The sequence below is a fragment of the Gordonia sp. (in: high G+C Gram-positive bacteria) genome, from assembly GCF_047600385.1.
Taxonomy (GTDB): Bacteria; Actinomycetota; Actinomycetes; order Mycobacteriales; family Mycobacteriaceae; genus Gordonia.
In genome coordinates, this window is record NZ_JASGKZ010000001.1 from 182,296 (window position 1) to 200,368 (window position 18,073).

General features: G+C 70.7%; 14 protein-coding genes and 2 pseudogenes. 10 read left to right on the plus strand and 6 right to left on the minus strand.

All coding sequences use genetic code 11. The features are described from left to right. Nucleotide 1: 1 nt before the first annotated feature. Entirely contained in the window at nt 2-1,513 is a 1,512-nt protein-coding gene (locus QM809_RS00765; protein ID WP_415043944.1) for a sugar ABC transporter ATP-binding protein, read from the plus strand. Nucleotides 1,514-1,587: 74 nt separating this feature from the next. Here QM809_RS00765 and QM809_RS00770 read toward each other — a convergent pair. From QM809_RS00770 to QM809_RS00780, 3 genes and pseudogenes are all read right to left on the minus strand, one after another. Continuing rightward, nucleotides 1,588-1,740, minus strand: a pseudogene (locus QM809_RS00770) (antitoxin); the annotation flags it as partial. A 9-nt stretch (nt 1,741-1,749) separates the two neighbouring features. Further along, nucleotides 1,750-4,329 carry an HAD-IC family P-type ATPase gene (locus tag QM809_RS00775; protein WP_415043945.1) on the minus strand — a complete coding sequence of 860 codons (2,580 nt, stop codon included), beginning with the start codon at nt 4,327-4,329 and terminating at the stop codon, nt 1,750-1,752. Continuing rightward, the gene (locus tag QM809_RS00780) at nt 4,326-5,549 is read right to left on the minus strand and encodes an MBL fold metallo-hydrolase (protein WP_415043946.1); all 1,224 of its coding nucleotides are present in this window, start codon (nt 5,547-5,549) and stop codon (nt 4,326-4,328) included. The genes QM809_RS00775 and QM809_RS00780 overlap by 4 nt, the downstream gene beginning before the upstream one ends. A gap of 66 nt (nt 5,550-5,615) precedes the next feature. On the opposite strand from QM809_RS00780, the gene QM809_RS00785 reads away from it, so the two are divergent. Further along, nucleotides 5,616-6,860, plus strand: a complete 1,245-nt coding sequence (locus QM809_RS00785; protein ID WP_415043947.1) for an alanine racemase — start codon at nt 5,616-5,618, stop codon at nt 6,858-6,860. Next, nucleotides 6,848-8,169: pseudogene (locus QM809_RS00790) on the plus strand (D-arabinono-1,4-lactone oxidase). Before QM809_RS00785 ends, QM809_RS00790 begins: the two are co-directional and overlap by 13 nt. Before the next feature lie 159 nt (nt 8,170-8,328). Here the strand turns inward: QM809_RS00790 and QM809_RS00795 are convergent. Beyond that, nucleotides 8,329-9,201 carry an EamA family transporter gene (locus QM809_RS00795; protein WP_415043948.1) on the minus strand — a complete coding sequence of 291 codons (873 nt, stop codon included), beginning with the start codon at nt 9,199-9,201 and terminating at the stop codon, nt 8,329-8,331. A 293-nt stretch (nt 9,202-9,494) separates the two neighbouring features. On the opposite strand from QM809_RS00795, the gene QM809_RS00800 reads away from it, so the two are divergent. Next, the gene (locus QM809_RS00800) at nt 9,495-11,015 is read left to right on the plus strand and encodes an APC family permease (protein ID WP_415043949.1); all 1,521 of its coding nucleotides are present in this window, start codon (nt 9,495-9,497) and stop codon (nt 11,013-11,015) included. Further along, complete coding sequence (locus tag QM809_RS00805) at nt 11,012-11,890, plus strand: universal stress protein (RefSeq protein WP_415043950.1); 879 nt, start codon at nt 11,012-11,014, stop codon at nt 11,888-11,890. The genes QM809_RS00800 and QM809_RS00805 overlap by 4 nt, the downstream gene beginning before the upstream one ends. A gap of 246 nt (nt 11,891-12,136) precedes the next feature. Here the strand turns inward: QM809_RS00805 and QM809_RS00810 are convergent, their stop codons facing one another. Beyond that, a complete protein-coding gene (locus QM809_RS00810) occupies nt 12,137-12,571 on the minus strand; it encodes an Lrp/AsnC family transcriptional regulator (RefSeq protein ID WP_415043951.1) in 435 nt (144 codons plus the stop codon). A 130-nt stretch (nt 12,572-12,701) separates the two neighbouring features. Between QM809_RS00810 and QM809_RS00815 the strand changes: the two genes are divergently transcribed. The 3 genes from QM809_RS00815 to QM809_RS00825 are packed head-to-tail and all read left to right on the plus strand — an operon-like array spanning nt 12,702 to nt 15,974. After that, entirely contained in the window at nt 12,702-13,742 is a 1,041-nt protein-coding gene (locus QM809_RS00815) for an ornithine cyclodeaminase (RefSeq protein ID WP_415043952.1), read from the plus strand. A gap of 3 nt (nt 13,743-13,745) precedes the next feature. Continuing rightward, the gene (gene ctlX, locus QM809_RS00820) at nt 13,746-14,699 is read left to right on the plus strand and encodes a citrulline utilization hydrolase CtlX (RefSeq protein ID WP_415043953.1); all 954 of its coding nucleotides are present in this window, start codon (nt 13,746-13,748) and stop codon (nt 14,697-14,699) included. Nucleotides 14,700-14,726: 27 nt separating this feature from the next. After that, complete coding sequence (locus QM809_RS00825) at nt 14,727-15,974, plus strand: arginine deiminase (RefSeq protein ID WP_415043954.1); 1,248 nt, start codon at nt 14,727-14,729, stop codon at nt 15,972-15,974. A 363-nt stretch (nt 15,975-16,337) separates the two neighbouring features. Here QM809_RS00825 and QM809_RS00830 read toward each other — a convergent pair whose 3' ends face one another. Beyond that, nucleotides 16,338-17,069 carry an enoyl-CoA hydratase gene (locus QM809_RS00830; protein ID WP_415043955.1) on the minus strand — a complete coding sequence of 244 codons (732 nt, stop codon included), beginning with the start codon at nt 17,067-17,069 and terminating at the stop codon, nt 16,338-16,340. A gap of 154 nt (nt 17,070-17,223) precedes the next feature. On the opposite strand from QM809_RS00830, the gene QM809_RS00835 reads away from it, so the two are divergent. Together QM809_RS00835 and QM809_RS00840 are read left to right on the plus strand one after the other, a co-directional pair. After that, nucleotides 17,224-17,496, plus strand: a complete 273-nt coding sequence (locus QM809_RS00835) for a helix-turn-helix transcriptional regulator (protein ID WP_415043956.1) — start codon at nt 17,224-17,226, stop codon at nt 17,494-17,496. Then, entirely contained in the window at nt 17,489-18,073 is a 585-nt protein-coding gene (locus QM809_RS00840; RefSeq protein WP_415043957.1) for a hypothetical protein, read from the plus strand. The genes QM809_RS00835 and QM809_RS00840 overlap by 8 nt, the downstream gene beginning before the upstream one ends.

An 18,073-nucleotide genomic window follows, 5' to 3' on the forward strand; every position in this document is an offset into this window, starting at 1 on the left:
CATGTCCGAGACCACCCCCACCGAGACGACCCCGGTCATCCGGCTCTCGGGGATCAGCAAGAGGTACGGCAGCACCTACGCGCTCGACGGCATCGACTTCGACGTCCGCCCGGGCGAGATCCACGCGCTCCTCGGCGAGAACGGCGCCGGCAAGTCGACGATGATGAAGGTGATCTCCGGGGCCGTCTCGGCCGACGCCGGAACGCTCGAGGTGGACGGCGAGGTGCACGAGTTCGCCGATCCGCGCGAGTCCACCGAGGCCGGGATCGCCATGGTGTATCAGGAGGGGTCGCTCGTCGAGTCGATGACCGTCGCGCAGAACCTGTTCCTCGGCGAGGAGAAGCCGTTCAACGATCTCGGGGCGCTGAACATCGCCGCCCGCGAACTGCTCGAATCACACAACTTCCACATCCGTCCCGATGCGGAGGCCGGCGCCCTCGGCATCGGCCAGAAGCAGATGGTCGAGATCGCCCGCGCGGTGCACCGCAACGCGAAGGTGGTGATCCTGGACGAGCCGACCGCCTCGGTGACGCCCGAGGAACGCCTTCAGCTGTTCATGTCGATGCAGCACCTGCGGTCGCGCGGGATCGGCGTCGTGTTCATCACGCATATGCTCGACGAGGCCTTCGAGCAGGCCGACCGGATCACGGTGCTCCGTGACGGCACGGTCCAGGGCGGCCTGGACCGTGCGGAGTTCGACCGTGATCGCGTCGTCCGGCTGATGGTCGGCCGCACCGTCGAGATGGGCCGGGTGGAGCCCGCCCGCGCCCCCGACGCCCTACCCGCGCTCCGGGTGGAGGACGTGACGCTGCTGCCGGTGGTGCGGGCGATGTCGTTCTCGGCGTATCCGGGCGAGATCCTCGGTCTGTACGGCCTAGTCGGCGCGGGCCGCAGCGAGGTGTCGCAGATCATCGCGGGAGTGCGCAAACGGCGGCGCATGCGCGGCGGCACCATCCTGCTCGACGGTGAGCCGGTGCGCTTCCGGACGCCGCGGCACGCCCGCAAGGCCGGGATCGTCTACATCACCGAGGATCGCAAGGCCGCCGGATTCTTCGGGCACCTGTCGATCACCGACAACATCTACCTCGGTCATCTGTGCTCGGCGCTGCGGCTGCCGTTCGGCTACCGGAAGCGTCGGCGCGACGCGCTGGCCCAGGAGTTCGTCGACCGGTTCGAGGTCCGCACCCTCGACCCCGGCGAAGCCGTGGTGGAGGAGCTCTCGGGCGGCAACCAGCAGAAGGTGGTGCTGGCCAAGGGCCTCACCCGCAAGCCGAAGGTCGCCATCATCGACGAACCGACTCGCGGCGTCGACCTGGGCACCATCCCGGAGATCCACGCGATGATCCGCGCCCTCGCCGACGACGGCGTGGCCGTGATCGTCATCTCGTCGTATCTGCCGGAGATCCAGGCGCTCTCCGATCGGATCCTGGTGGCCCGCGGCGGCACGATCGCCGCCGAGTTCTCCCCCGAGGAGGCGGACGAGGAGAGCCTCATGTTCGCCGCCGTCCACTGACGACTCGGGGCACCGACGACTCGGGGGCGGGACGACGTCTCGTCGTCCCGCCCTCGGATACGTGGTTACTTGTCGACGACCTTGCGGGCCGCGTCCTGAGCCTTGTCGACCTGGCCTGCGTACTTGCCGCCGGTGGCCTTGTCGATGGCGTCGCCGCCCTTCTCGATCAGTTCCGGGTTCTTCGCGAGCTCGTCCTTGGCCTTGTTGACCAGTCCTTTGAGATCCATGGGCCGAGTCTATGCCTCTTTCGCCCGGGATGCAGCAGTCGGGTGCCCCTGTCCGGCGAGCAGCGCGGCCTGCTCCGCGGCGGCACGACGAGCCAGCCGCGCGCCGAGGACCCGGGACGAGACCTCGACCAGCGCGATGCCGGTCGCCGCGCAGATCAGCGCGACGGTCATGTTCCGTCCGTTCCAGACGTCGAGCTCGAACACGTCCGCGGTGAACGACCACGTGAAGATGATCACGTAGGCCACGAAGGCCACGCCGACCAGGACGATCTTCCACCAGTTCATCGGCCGCGCGACCACCACGAGCACCCACCAGGCGATCGCGATCATGGTCGCGAGCGTCGCGGTGGCGGCCTGGACCTGCGCGGTGTTCAGCGCCGTCTCGCCGCCGCCCAGCGCGGCGCCCTCGCCGCCGGGATTGACCAGCAGGAAGCAGACGAAGGTGAGCGAACCCACGATGAGACCGTTGGGCACCGCCTTGGTGAGCACCCGCCGGACGAAACCGGTCTCGGCGCGCTCGTTGTTCGGCGCCAGCGAGAGGACGAACGCCGGGATGCCGATGGTGAACCACGCCGAGATGGTGACGTGGATCGGCTGGAACGGGTAGCTGATGGGGGCGCCGCCCACCGCGTGCGCGATCAGCCCGGCGATCCCCACCGCCAGCGCGAGCAGCACCGCGTACACGGTCTTGGTGAGGAACAGGTTGGCGACGCGCTCGATGTTGCCGATCACGCGCCGCCCCTCGCCGACGACGTACGGCAGCGTCGCGAACCTGTTGTCCAGCAGCACGATCTGGGCCACCGAGCGCGCGGCCGACGACCCCGAGCCCATCGCGACGCCGATGTCGGAGTCCTTGAGCGCGAGGACGTCGTTCACGCCGTCGCCGGTCATCGCGACGGTGTGCCGACGCGACTGCAGCGCGTGCACCATGGCCCGTTTCTGGTCGGGGCGGACGCGTCCGAACGTGACGCCGTCCTCCACCTGCTGCACCAGTTCCGGGGTGCCGTCGGCGGCCAGGGTGCGCGCATCCACCGAGGTGGTCGCGTCGCCGAGACCCAGCGACTCGGCGACGGCGCCGACGGAGAGCGCGTTGTCGCCGGAGATCACCTTCACCTCGACGCCCTGCGACTCGAAATACTTCAGGGTGTCGCCCGCGTCCGGGCGGACCCGCTGTTCCAGGACGATCAGTCCGGCCGGGACCAGGGTGCCCGGGACGTTGCTCCCGTCGGTCGACGCGGTGTCGACCGGCACGTCGGTGGCCCCCACCAGCAGGATGCGCAGGCCGGTGGCGCCCAGTTCGGAGGCGAGCGTGGCCGCGTCCGACTCCGGGTCGAGCAGCACGTCGGGCGCGCCGATCAGCCAGTTGCCGCGGTCGGCGCCGTCGGCGTCGACCAGCGAGACGCCGCTGAACTTGTTGGCCGAGGCGAACGGGAGGATCGCCGAGGCGGTCCAGTCCGGGGCGTCCGGGTAGGCCTCGCAGATCGCCTGGATGCTGGCGTTGGGGTGCGGGTCGCTGGCGGCGATCGCGGCGAGCGCCCGGGTGAGCCCGTCTGCGGTGAAGCGGTCGTCGAGCACCCGCACCTCGGACAGGCGCATGCCGTTCTCGGTGAGCGTGCCCGTCTTGTCGGTGCAGACGACGTCGACGCGCGCGAGTCCCTCGATCGCGGGCAGCTCGTTCACCAGGCACTGGCGGCGGCCGAGCCGGATGACGCCGACGGCGAAGGCGATCGACGTCATCAGCACCAGTCCCTCGGGGACCATCGGCACCAGCGCCGCGACCATGCCCAGGAGGGCGTCGTTCAGCTCCTCCCGGCTGATCACCAGCTGGTTGAAGATCGTCAGGACACCGGCCGGGATCAGGATCGCGGTTATCACCGCGAGGATCCGGTCGATGCCGCTGCGCAGCTCCGAGTCGACGAGGGTGAACTTGGAGGCCTCGGCGGCGAGTTGTGCGGCGTAGGCGTCGGCGCCCACCTTGGTGGCGCGGTAGGCGCCCGAGCCGGACACCACGAAACTGCCCGACATGATCGGATCGCCCGGTGTCTTGTCGACGGCGTCGGCCTCACCGGTCAGCAGCGACTCGTCGACGTCGAGCGCCTCGGAGAGGACGGTCTCGCCGTCGACGACGATCTGGTCGCCGGGGGCGAGTTCGATCAGGTCGTCGAGCACGATCTCGCCCGGGGTCACCGACTGCCGGACGCCGTCGCGGATCACCGTCGGCGTGGCCTGCCCGACGATGGACAGCTTGTCGAGCGTCCGCTTGGCCCGGATCTCCTGGATGATGCCGATCCCGGAGTTCGCGATGATCAGCAGACCGAACAGCCCGTTGATGAACGAACCGGTGTACGCGACGATCGCGAACAGCACGCCCAGGATCGCGTTGATGCGGGTGAAGACGTTGGCGCGCACGATGTCCCGCACGCTGCGGCCGGACTTGTCCGGCTGCGTGTTGACCTGCCCCTTCGCGACCCGGTCGGCCACCTCGGCCGCCGTCAGTCCGGTCGGCCGCGCCTCGCCCCGGGTCCCCGGGCCCGCTGCCCCCGTTCCCGGTGTTCCCGGTCCCGCTGTCCCTGTCTCCGAAGACGTCATGCGCAATGCTCCCACCAGGTGAGGTCGTCGTAGGCCGTGCCGTTCCGCTTCTCGACGTCGGCGGTGCCGCCGGGACGCGGGACCACCACCGGCACCCCCGCGGTGCCGGCCGCCGCCAGCAGCCGCTGGATCGGCTCGCCCCAGCTGTGCAGGGCCAGGTTGAACGTGCCCCAGTGGATCGGGAGCAGCAGCGAATCGCGCGCCGCGCCCGGGTTGAGGAGGTGGTGTATCGACAGCGCCTCCTCCGGGTTCACGTGGATGTCCGGCCACTGGTCGCCGTACGCCCCGACCGCGAGGAGCGTCAGATCGAACGGGCCCAGCAGTTCACCGGTCTCGGCGTAGCGCTCGGTGAAGCCGGTGTCGCCGGAGAAGAACACCCGGTGCCGCGGACCGACCACCGCCCAGCTGACCCACTGCGTCAGGTTCCGCACCAGCCCGCGCCCGGAGAAGTGCCGCGCCGGGGTGGCGTGGAAGCGCAGCGCCGTACCGCGGACGTCCAGGGTCACGTGCTCGTACCAGTCGGCCACCGAGATCCGCTCCGGGGCCACCCCCCACGAGATCAGGTGGGCGTCGACGCCGATCGGCACCACGAACCGGGCCTGCGGGTGCAGCGCCGCGAGCGCGTCGACGGTCTCGGTGTCGAGGTGGTCGTAGTGGTCGTGGCTGATCAGCACGACGTCGATCGCGGGCATCGCGCCGACGGTGAGCGGTGCGGCGTGCAGCCGTTTCGGGCCCACCAGCTGCGACGGCGAGCAGCGCGCGCTGAGCACCGGATCGGTGAGCACCCGCACGCCGTCGATCTCCACCAGGTTGGTCGCATGGCCGAGCCAGGTGACCGAGAGGTCGGCGGGCTCGTCGTCGAACCTCGGGGCCAGGACGGGGATCGGCGCGGCGGGACGGCCCGGGCGCGCGGCCATCTGCACGAAGGTCGACGCGTCGGGGCCCGCGCCGGTGAACGCGGCCTCGCGGTTGGCGAAGACGCCGTCGACGGCGTGCTCCGACCGCGCGGTCCGCACGGCGATCTCCGCGCGGTCGGCGCCCAGCGCCCGCGCGGGGGCGACGCCGCGCTCGGCGAGGGCGCCCACCGCGCCGGTGAACACCGCCTCGGTGCGGGCGCCGCCCGCGGCGGCCAGGCGGGCGGTGGCACGACGACTGCGCGCCACGGTGTCGCCGAGTGGTTCGACGAGGCCGTCGAGCAGGATGGTTCGGATCGATGTCACGCTTGACTAGCGTAATCGTCATTCCGCGGCGCCGCCGCGACCTGCGACCCCGGGAGCCTCACCACGATGTCCACCAGCCCGTTCGTCACCGATCCGGCCGACTACTGGGGCGGTATCGACGATGCCGTGGCCGCCGCCGGGCTCGACTCCCCCGTCCTCGCCCTCGACCTGGGCGCACTCGAATACAACATCGCCGACCTGCGGCGCCGGGCCGCCGGGGTGCCGATCCGGGTCGCCTCCAAATCTGTGCGCATCCGGTCGGTGATCGACGACGTCCTGTCCCGCGAGGGTTTCGCCGGCGTCCTCGCCTACGACGTCGCCGAGGCCCGCTGGCTGGCCGTCGAATCCGGTGTCACCGACGTGCTGCTGGGCTATCCGAGCGTCCGCACCGGGGCGCTCGCCGAGCTCCTGGCCGACGACACGGCCCTGGCCCGGGTCACCCTGCTGATCGACGATCCCGCCCAGCTCGACGTGGTCGACGCGATCGCCGCGCCCGACCGGCGCCCGTCGGTCCGCGTCGCGATCGACCTCGACGCCTCCCTCCGCGGACTCGGCGGACGACTGCACCTGGGGGTGCGCCGCTCCCCCGTGCACGACCTCGACCAGGTGGAGACGCTGGCCCGCGCCCTGAGCGAACGACCGGGCTTCGACCTGGTGGGCGTGATGTCGTACGAGGCGCAGGTGGCGGGCGTGGGCGACGACGTCCCCGGGCGGGCGCTGATGAACACCGCGATCCGCGGCATGCAGGCGCTGTCCATGGCCGAACTGCGCCGCCGCCGCGGCCGGGCGATCGCCCTGGTCCGGCGGTACGCGGATCTGGAGTTCGTGAACGCCGGCGGCACCGGTTCGCTGGAGACGACGGCGCGGGACGCCTCGGTCACCGACATCGCGGTGGGCAGCGGTCTGCTGGGCGGGCACCTCTTCGACACCTACCGCCGCTTCCGGCCCGCGCCGGCGCTGGCGTTCGGGCTCGACGTGGTCCGTCGGCCGAGCCCGGACCATCTCACGTGCGCCGGCGGCGGATGGATCGCGTCGGGGCCGCCCGGGGTCGACCGGCTGCCGAAGCCCGTCTGGCCGGAGGGCCTGGAGTACCTGCCGGCCGAGGCCGCGGGCGAAGTCCAGACACCGCTGCGCGGACCCGGTACGATACGTTTGCGTATCGGAAATCGCGTGTGGTTCCGACACACTAAGTCGGGGGAGGTCAGCGAGCGCGCCCGACGCGTCGCACTGATCTCCCGCGATGCGACCGGCACGGCCGAAGTGGTCGACGTCGTCCCCACCTACCGAGGCGAAGGGCAGTGTTTCCTGTGACCACGAACGCGACATGGAGCAACTGGGGCGCACGGCCACCTGCCGGCCCACCCGCCTGATCGCGCCGCGGTCGGTCGACGAGCTGGCCGCCGACGTCGCCGCGGCCGCCGCCCGCGGGGAGACCGTGAAACCGGTCGGCGCCGGACACAGCTTCTCCGAGATCGCGGTGGCCCCGCAGATCCAGCTCTCGATGACCGGGCTGCAGGGCCTGCACGACGTCGACGCGGCCCGCCGCCGCGTGACCCTCGGCGCGGGCACCCACCTGCACCAGATCCCCGGGCTCCTGGCACCGCACGGCCTGGCCATGCCCAACCTGGGCGACGTGGACCGGCAGACCGTCACCGGGGCGACCTCCACCGGCACCCACGGCACCGGGCTCGCCTTCGGCGGGATCAGCACTCAGATCGTCGGCGCACAGCTGGTCGACGGCACCGGCACGATCCACGAGTACGACGAGCACCACCCCGACCTGAAGGCCGTCGCCCTCGGCCTCGGCGCGCTCGGCGTGCTCACCCGCCTCACCCTGCAGTGCGTGGACGCCTTCGCGATCCGCGCGGACGAGGCCCCGGCCTCGGCGGACGAGACCGTCGAGACCTTCCTGGACCGGTGCCGCGAGCACGACCACTACGAGTTCTACTGGTTCCCGCACACCGACTGCGCACTGACCAAGACCAACACCCGGCTGCCCGCGCAGACCCCGACGGAGGGGCCGGGCAGGGTCCGCCGCTACCTCGACGACGAGCTGCTCTCCAACGGCGTCTACCGCGTCCTCTGCGCACTGAGCGCCAAGGCCCCGGCCGTGGTCCCGAGCATCAACCAGGTGTCCGGGCGCGTGCTGTCGGCGCGCACCTACACCGACCGCTCGGACAAGGTGTTCGTCTCCTCGCGCACCGTGCGCTTCCGCGAGATGGAGTACGCCCTTCCGCTGGAGGCCGTGCCCGACGCGCTGCGCGAACTGCGGGCGGTGATCGACCGGCGCCGCCACCGGGTGAGCTTCCCCGTCGAGGTGCGCGCCGCCGCGGCCGACGATCTGATGCTCTCGACCGCCGCCGGCCGCGAGTCCGGCTACATCGCCGTGCACCGCTACCACCGCGACGACCCCGCGGCCAGCGAAGCGTATTTCCGCGACGTCGAGGACGTCATGACCGCGCACGGCGGCCGCCCGCACTGGGGCAAGATGCACACGCGCGACGCCGAGTACCTGCGCGGCGTCTACCCGCGGTTCGACGACTTCCTGGCCGTCCGCGACGCGCTGGACCCGCAGCGAACCTTCGCCAACCCGTACCTGCGCCGGGTGCTCGGCGAGTAGCGCGCGTCCGTCGTCGTACCTCATCGGGGCGGGCGCCCGGGTCGTGCACGGCCGATCCGTCGCGGTTCTCGCCGGGCTCGCATCGGCGGTCGCGGTTCTTGCCGGGGAGCGGCGAGAACCGCGACACCGACCCGAACACGGGGGCAGAGGAGTGCGAGGTCAGACGGGTTCGGGGGTCGCCGGCGTCGACCGGGAACCGCCGCGCTGCGCGGCCGCACCGGCGGCGACGACGAGCCCGACCCCGAGGATCTGCAGCGGCGCGGGCGCCTGCGCGAGCAGCACCAGCCCGACGACGACGCCGAACGCCGGCTCGATCGCCAGCAGCGTCCCGAACGCGGTGTGCGTCATCCGGCGCAGCGCCAGCATCTCCAGCCCGAACGAGATCACCGGGGAGAGCAGCGCGATCCCCGCGGCGGCGGGCAGCACCCACCAGACGAGGTCGCCGCCGAGCACCTGCGGCAGCCCGACCGGCGCGGTGAAGAGCGCCGCGATCGGGATGGTCCAGGCCAGGCCGCTGACTCCGGCGAAGCGGTCGCCGACCCGCTGGGTGAAGACGTTGTACAGCCCCCAGGAGGCGCCGGCCCCGAGCGCGAAGGCCACCCCGACGACGTCGATCGACCCCTCCCACGGCTCGGTCAGCAGCACGACGCCGGCCAGCGCCAGCAGCGGCCAGACCATCGCGCTGCGCCGCGGGCTCGCCAGCGCCGCCACCGTGAGCGGACCGAGGAATTCGACGGCGACCGCGGTGCCCAGCGGGATCCGCTCGATCGCGAACAGGAAGAGCGTGGTCATGGCACCGGTGACCAGACCGAGCACCAGCAGCGTGGGGACGTCGCTCCGGTGCAGCGCACGACGGTCCGGCCGGAAGACGACCAGCAGCAGCACCGCGCCGAAGCACATCCGGAGCCAGGCCGTCCCGCCCGGTCCGACCTGATCGATCACCGACACCGAGAAACCGTTTCCCAGTTGGATCAGCAGCATCGCCGACACCGCCATCGACCAGGGCGGCACCGCCGTCGAACGGTCTTCCACAGTCCTCTTCCCTCATCTCTCCGCTCACCGGGACCGCCTCGATCGAGGCCACCGGGAGTTCATCCGGTCGAGGCCGTTTCGCATCCCGACGGCCGCCGGTTCAACATAATGCGCACTACGGCTGCCCAGTCCGGTCCCGAGCCGGACGAAAGCAGCACACTCCGCCCATTGTGAGTACTGTCGGCACATCAATACGCTTTCCTCAACAGAGTCAGCGCTGCCTCTGGCCGGTATCCACTCACCCACCGAACACTCGGAATCCTCCCCGGAACCGCCACAGGAGAATGCCAGAAATGACCCTCGCTCAACAACTGTTCAGGCGTAAGCCGATCACTCCGCCGGCCGATGCGCCGGGTGGCCTGGAACGCCGGATCGGCACCTTCCAACTCGCGCTGTTCGGCGTCGGCGCCACCGTCGGCACCGGCGTCTTCTTCGTCATGCACGAGGCCGCGCCGCTCGCCGGCCCCTCGGTGATCCTCGCCTTCATCCTCGCCGGTGTGGCCGCGGGCCTGTCGGCGGTCTGCTACGCGGAGATGGCCTCGGCGGTCCCGGTGTCGGGGTCGACCTACTCGTACTCGTACGCGACCCTCGGCGAGATCGTCGCGATGGGCGTCGCGGCCTGTCTCCTCCTCGAATACGGGGTCTCCAGCGCCGCGGTCTCCGTCGGCTGGTCCGACTACCTCAACCGGCTGCTCATGGACGTCTTCGGCTGGCAGCTCCCCGAGCTGATCACCGCGGGCCCGTTCGAGGGCGGCATCGCCAACGTGCCCGCCATGGTCCTGGTGGCGCTCTGCGCGCTGCTGCTGATCCGCGGCACCAGCGAATCGGCCACGGTCAACGCGATCATGGTCTGCGTCAAGATCGGCGTCCTGATCCTGTTCGGCGCGATCGCCTTCACCGCGTTCGACACCGACTACTTCGCCGACTTCGCCCCGATGGGCGCGGCGGGCGTCACCGCCGCCGCGGGCACCATCTTCTTCACCTTCATCGGTCTCGACGCGGTCTCCACCGCGGGCGACGAGGTGAAGGAACCCCAGAAGACCCTGCCGCGCGCGATCCTGATCGCCCTGGTCGCGGTGATCTCCATCTACCTCTTCGTGGCCGTCTCGGCGCTCGGCACCCAGCCCTGGCAGAAGTTCGAGGACCCGGAGCAGAGCAAGGCGGGCCTGGCCGTGATCCTGGAGAACATCACCGGGCAGACCTGGCCGTCGATCATCCTGGCGCTCGGCGCGGTGATCTCGATCTTCTCGGTCACCCTCGTCGTCCTCTACGGCCAGACCCGCATCCTGTTCGCCATCGGCCGCGACGGGCTGCTGCCGTCGGCGTTCGCCCGCGTCAGCCCGCGCACGCACACCCCGGTCTTCAACACCGTCGTGGTCGCCACGGTCGTCGCCCTGCTCGCCGGATTCATCCCGCTGTCGAGCCTGTGGGACCTGGTCTCGATCGGCACGCTGGTGGCCTTCATCGTCGTCGCCCTCGCCGTCATCGTGCTGCGCGTGCGCGAACCGAACCTCGAACGCGGATTCAAGGTGCCCGGCTACCCGGTCACCCCGATCCTCTCGATCGCCGCGTGCGTCTACATCCTGACCGGCCTGCACTGGACCACGTACGCCTGGTTCGCCGGCTGGCTCGCCCTGGTGCTGGCCTTCTACTTCCTCTGGGGTCGACGCAACTCCAAACTCAACGACGCCCCCGGCGACACCGATCCGAGCCCGGACGGCCCCGACGGAGACGACCCGAGCGACGGCCCCGTCGAGGACGGCCCGAACGACGACGGAGACGTCTCACTCGTCAAGGAAGGATCCGATCAGTGACCGTCGTCGTCGGATACACCCCGGACCACCGTCTGTCCGGAGCCCTGGAACTGGCTTCGGCGATCGCCGAGGCCCGCCGCGAGCAACTCCTCGTGGTCACCGTGGTGCCGCCCCGCTGGAACTTCCCGTCGCTGGCCCGGCAGGTCGACGGCGAGTTCGCCGACTGGGCGGCCGCCCAGGGGACCAACGCGTTGGAGCAGGCCAAGACGATCCTCGACGACCTGGGCTGCATCGCGCCGACGTCGTACCGCCGGGTCGACCACAAGTCGGCGGGCACCGCCCTGCTCGCCGTCGCGGAGGAGGTCGGCGCGAGCGTCGTGGTGATCGGCTCGTCCGAGGACGGCAAACGCGGTCACGTCGAGGTCGGCTCGACGGGCATGCGGCTGCTGCACTCGGCGCGGATACCGGTGGCCCTCGCCCCGCGCGGCTACACGCGCCCGACCGCCGGCTTCGACCGCATCACCTGCTCGGTGGCCGGGGAGAACGACGATGCGGTCATCACCGTGTCCGACACCCTGGCGAAGGCCGCGGGCATCCCGCTCCGGCTGGTCACCTTCGCCGTCCGGCTCGACACCGTGTACACGTCGAACGTCGGTTTCGACGCGGAGGACGAGGTCGCGGAGGCCGCACGCGATCAGAGTCGGGAGTTCTTCGCCGGACTGCGGAGGAGCGGCCTGATCGGCGACGACGTGGAGACCCTCGTCGGCATGGGCCGCGGATGGCGGGCCGCCATGGGGTCGCTCGACTGGACCGAGGACGAACTGCTGGTGATCGGTTCGCACCCCACCGACGTCCTCACCCGGGTGTTCCTGGGCTCGAACGCCACCAAGATCGTGCGGCACTCCCCGGTGCCGGTGATCGTGCTCCCGGCGTAGCTCCTCGCCGAACCGGCGGACGGCCCCTCCCTTCGATGGTCGAGCGGAGTCGAGACCCCCGAGGAGACGGTGAGCTCATCACGAGCGCGCCGCCTTTTCGCGGGTGGTCTCGACTCCGCTCGACCAGCGAGGGGAACCTCGACCGTCGAAGGGGAAACTCGATCGGTGAAGGAGTGGATCTCCTCGCTGAACGAGGCATGCCTCCTCGCTGGTCGAGCGGAGTCGAGACCACGCCGCGCGCGTCGCTCAGGCGGTCGCCGAGCTGAGCAGGATGCTGGTTTCGCTGTACCGGATTCCCTCGATGCCGCGGATCACGCCGAGGGCCTGGTCGAACGCGGCCAGGCTCTCGCAGCTCATCTCGGCGACCAGATCCCAGCGACCGTTCGTCGTGTGCAGAGCCGCGATCTCCGGGACGCCGCGCAGGCTGCGGATCACCTCGCGGGTGTTCCGGCCCTCCACCGCCAGGAGCATGATCGCCCGCAACGCCGAGACCTCCGCGGGGTCGCGCACCCGCACGGAGAAACCGACGATCACCCCGTTCTCGATCAGCCGGTCCAGGCGCGCGTTGACCGTCGCGCGGGTGACGCCCAGCCGGCTCGCGAGGTTGACCACCGACTCCCGGCCGTTGGCCCGGAGCAGGGAGATGAGTTGCCGGTCGAGATCGTCGATGGAGGGAGACATCAGCAAACCGTACATCCGAGGAGAACAATCTGCTCACCTACTGCCATAAATGAGCCCTTGCTGCTTCTTGTTTGTGCACTCGCGCCGCTCATAGCGTTGAGGGACCGAATCGTCTTGGAAGGAAAGTGAAATGGTGCGTTTCGTCGACGTCCCCCGGATGCGCCGCTGGGTCATCGAGACCGGGATCGAACCGATCCTGGAAGGCCTGGTCGCCGAGATCGAGGCGGACTTCCGCCGCTGGCCCGAGTTCGACCTGTCCCCGCGCGTGGCCACCCACTCGCCCACCGGCGTGATCGAGTTGATGCCGGTGAGCGACGAGCAGATCTACGCCTTCAAGTTCGTCAACGGCCACCCCGCCAACCCGGCGGTCGGCATGCAGACGGTCACCGCCTTCGGCGTCCTCGCCGACGTCGCCAGCGGCTACCCGGTGATGTGGAGCGAGATGACCGTCCTCACCGCACTGCGCACCGCCGCCACCTCCGCGATGGCCGCCCGGGCCCTCGCGCGCCCCGACTCGTCGAGCATGGCGCTCCTCGGCACCGGCAGCCAGGCCGAGTTCCAGGCGCTCGCGTTCCGCGCGATCCTGGGCATCGACCGGCTGCGGATCTGGGACACCGATCCGGCCGCCCTGGACACCTTCGAACGCAACATGGCGCCGCTCGGCTTCGAGATCCACCGCGCGTCCGGCGCCGCCGAGGCGTGCGCCGGCGTCGACGTCGTCACCACCTGCACCGCGGACAAGGCCTACGCCACGATCGTGACCGACGAGATGGTCGAACCGGGCATGCACCTCAACGCGATCGGCGGCGACTGCCCGGGCAAGACCGAGCTGGATCCGGCGATCCTGCACCGCTCGGACGTCTTCGTCGAACTCCCCGAGCAGACCCGCATCGAGGGCGAGATCCAGCAGCTCGACCCCGACCACCCGGTGACCGAGCTGTGGCGGGTCCTCACCGGCGACGCGCCCGGTCGCACCTCGGACCGGCAGATCACCGTCTTCGACTCCGTCGGCATCGCCCTCGAGGACTTCTCCGCGCTGCGCTACCTGGACCGCTGCCTGCTCGCCGAGGGCGATGTGGCCGAGGTGGATCTGATCGCCGATCCGGCCGACCCGAAGGACCTCTTCTCCCTGGTGGCCGCCGGCGCCGCCGCCGCGGTGAAGGTCGGCTGAGACGTGTCGTCGCAGGCTCCGCGCGCCGTGGTGCTGGTCCGGTCCACGCGCTTCCGCCCCAATCCGCTCACCGCGATGGACAACCGGTTCCAGAGCGCCGCCCCGCTCGACGTCGCCTCGGCGGCCTACACCGCCTCCACCACCGCCGCCGAACGACTGCGGGAGGCCGGCGTCGTCGTGCATCTCTTCGACGACGAGTCCGGTCTGCACCCGGACAGCGTGTTCCCCAACAACTGGTTCTCGACGCACAGCGGCGGCCGCGTCGCGGTGTATCCGATGTACGCCGCGAACCGGCGCGGGGAGCGGCGCGCGGACGTCATCGAATTCCTCAAACGCACCTACCGCGTCCACGAGGTGATCGACTACTCCGGACTCGAACACGACGACGTGTACCTCGAGGGCACCGGCGCGATGGTGCTCGACCACACCACGCGCATCGCCTACACGGCCCGCTCCCGACGGGCCGACCCGCGGCTCCTCGAACGCTTCTGCACCACCTTCGGCTACGAGCCGCTGCTGTTCGATGCGTACGACGACGACGGCGCCCCGATCTATCACACCAACGTGATGATGAGCGTGGCCACCGAGTTCGCCCTCGTCTGCCTCGACGCGATCGACCCCGCGCAGCGCGCCGAGGTGGCCGATCGGCTGACCGACAGCGGACGGACCGTCGTCCCGCTGACCCACGCGCAGATCCGGTCGTTCGCCGGGAACGCGATCGAACTGCGCGGATCGTCCGCGCGCCGGCTGCTGGCGCTCTCGACGACGGCGGCGGCGAGCCTCGCCCCGGCGCAGCGGGAAGTGATCGAGGACTCCTGCGATCTGCTCCCGCTGGACGTCACTCCGATCGAGCCGGCCGGCGGGTCGGTCCGCTGTATGATCGCCGGCATCCATCTCGATTCCCGGCGCACCGCCGCGACGTCGACGACGGTCGACGTCGAACGACTCCCCGCCTGATCCGCACCACGAGAAGAGACGAGATCCATGACTTCCCACGAATCCACCGCCGACGGCTTCGGCGTGTACTCCGAGGTCGGGCAGCTGCGCCGCGTGCTGGTGTGCGAACCCGGTCTCGCCCACCACCGCCTGACCCCGGGCAACAACCACCGACTGCTGTTCGACGACGTGCTCTGGGTGGAGCGCGCCCGGGAGGATCATCGGGCGTTCGTGGCGCACCTGGAGTCCGAGGGCGTCCGGGTGCACGAGCTGCACGACGTCCTGACCGAGACGCTGGCGGTGCCGGGCGTACGGGACTGGGTCCTCGACCGCACGGTGACCCCGAACGAGGTGGGGCTCCTGCTCGTCGACCGCGCCCGCGCCTTCCTGGAGGCGCTGCCCGAGCGGGAGCTGGCCCGCTACCTGATCGGCGGGCTGGCCGTGCGGGACCTTCCGGACCTGGACGTGACGTCGACGCTCTCGCGGGAGCCCTCGTCGTCGTACATCCTGCCGCCGCTGCCGAACATGCTCTACACCCGCGACACCACCACCTGGGTGAACGACGCCCTCACCCTCAATCCGCTGTACTGGCCGGCGCGGCACGACGAGCCGCTGCTGATGAAGGCGATCTACACCTTCCATCCCGAGTTCTCCGCGGCCGCCTCGCAGATCGTGTGGGGCGACCCGGAGCGGGAGTGGGGGTCGGCGACGGTCGAGGGCGGCGACGTCCTGGTGGTCGGCGGCGGCGTGGTGGTGATCGGCATGAGCGAGCGGACCTCGCAGCAGGCGGTCACCCAGGTGGCGGCGAAGCTGTTCGAGGCGGGCGCCGCCGAACAGGTGATCGTCGCCGGCATGCCCCGGCAGCGTGCGACCATGCACCTCGACACGATCCTCACCTTCGCCGACCGCGACGTGGTGACGGCGTACCGGTCGATCGTCGACGAGATCCGGCCGTTCACCCTGCGACCCGGCACCGGCGGCGGACTGCACGTGACCGCCGAGACCGATCCGCTGCTCGACGTGATCCCGCGGGCCCTGGGCCTGGACCGGTTGCGCGTGGTGGAGACCGGCGGCGACAACTACTCCGCCGAACGCCAGCAGTGGGACAGCGGCAACAACGTCGTCGCGCTGCGGCCCGGCGAGGTGTACGCCTACGACCGCAACACCGTCACCAACGATCTGCTCGCGGCCGCCGGGATCACGGTGCACACCATCGCCGGCGCCGAACTCGGCCGCGGCCGCGGCGGCGGCCACTGCATGACCGGCCCGCTGCTGCGCGACGCCGTCGACTTCTGAACCGCCCCGGGGTCTCGACTCCGCTCGACCGGCGAGGGACAGCGAGCCCCGACGGTCGAGCACTCCCCCGGTCTCGACTCCGCTACCGGTGAGGGGCGACGCTCCGAACCAAGTTCGACGGTCGAGCGCTCCCCCCGGGTCTCGACTCCGCTCGACCAGCGAGGGGCCCTCGCCGATCGAGACTCCTTTCGATCGTCGAGCCCCTTTCGATCGTCGAGTCCCCTTCGACGGTCGAGTCCTCTTCGACGGTCGAGCGGAGTCGAGACCACCGGCGTCGCGGTTCCCGCCTGAGGCCCCAGACGGATGTAGCGGTCCTCGCCGGATACCGGCGAGAACCGCTACAGGGGTCTACGGGGAGGGGACTCAGCGACCGGTGAACACGGGCGGGCGCTTCTCCGCGCGGGCCGCCCGGGCCTCCTGCACGTCCTCGCTCTGCCACGCCGCCATCATGGCCCGCACACGTTCCTCCGGCGCCTCGTCACGCGCGCCGTCGCCGTTGAGCACCAGCTTGTAGTGCTGCAGGGTCAGCGGGGCCAGATCCGCGATCTGCGCGGCCCAGTGCTGGGCGTCGGCGAGGTCGCCGATGCGGTTGGCGAAGCCCAGGGCGTGGGCGCGGTCGGCGCTCAACGGCTCGCAGCCGATCAGCATGCCCGCGGCCTGACCGGCGCCGACCAGCGAGGTCAGCCGGCGGATGGTCCACTCGTCCACGGCGACGCCGATCTTGGCCGCCGGGATCCCGACGAGCGCACTGGACGCCATCACGCGCAGATCGGCGGCCATCGCCAGCTGCAGGCCCGCCCCGAGGGCGCCGCCGTTGAGCGCGGCGATCACCGGCACCGGGGTCGCCTCGATCTGCTCGTTCAGCGCGATCAGCTTGTCCAGGAAGCCCTTCTCGTACACCGGGCCGGACAGGTCCGCGCCCGCGCTGAAGACCGACCCCCGGCCGGTGAACACGATGACGCGCGCCCCGCCGTCGACCGCGGCGGTGAACGCCGCCGAAAGATCTTCCACCATCTGGTGATTGAGGGCGTTCCGCTTCTCCGGACGCGCCAGCTCAATCGTGACCACGGACCCTGTGGTGCTACTCACGATCATTCTCAGCAGCGTACTAGGACTCCCGAAAGCACTTCCCGAGGACTCCCGAAAGCACCTCCCGCGGAAGGCGAGCGCCCCTTCGCCGGTCGAGCGACGTCGAGACCACCAGAAGGAACACTTGACAGATCGTTGTGTTTTCACAACACTTCGTCCTGTGAGTCCAGTACGTCAGGGCGAGAAGCAGCCCATCTACAACAGGCTCGCCGTGCTGCGCGCCGAGCGGGGTCTGTCCCGCGCGCAGCTCGCGAAACTCGTCGAGGTCAACGTCCAGTCCGTCGGCGCCCTGGAACGCGGCGACTACTACCCCAGCCTGGATCTGGCCTTCCGGCTCTGCGCCGTCTTCGAGCTTCCCGTCGAAGCCGTCTTCTCGCGCACCCCGTTCGCCGCGATGTCCACCGAGCTCTACGGAAGGAACGCCGATGCCTGATCCGAACCTGACCATCCCGGCGGGCGCGACGCCCGCCTGGGTGCTGCGCTACACCGACTGGCGCGCCCGGCGCTACACCGACCGCATGGAGAAGGCGTCGACGATGCTGCCCGGCCTGCGCAACCGGCGGGCCCGCCGCATCCTGGTCGCGGTGCTCGCCGGCTGTCTCGCGGTCGCCGTCGGCTCCGCGATCGCCGCGTTCTGGCACACGGCCGTGATGGCCGCCCCGTTCACCGCGGGCCTGACGATCGCCGTCGTCGCGTTCGTCCTGCTGCGGATCACCTCGGACTCCCCGGTCGACGCTCCCGCCGATGCGCTCGACGAACTCCAACTGGCCCAGCGCAACGCGGCCCGGTCGCTGGCCTACACCCTGTTCGTCCCGGTCATGCTCGTGGTCTACGCCGTCGCCATCACGCTGAGTCTCCGCGAGTACGTGGCCGGACCGACCCTCGGCGCCCTCGCCTGGCTGCTCATCTCCGGCACCCTGGCGGTGACCTGCCTGCCCGACATGCTCCTCACCTGGTGGCGTCCCGACGACGACGTCGACGCCGCCGCCCCCACCGGAAGAGAGGTCTGA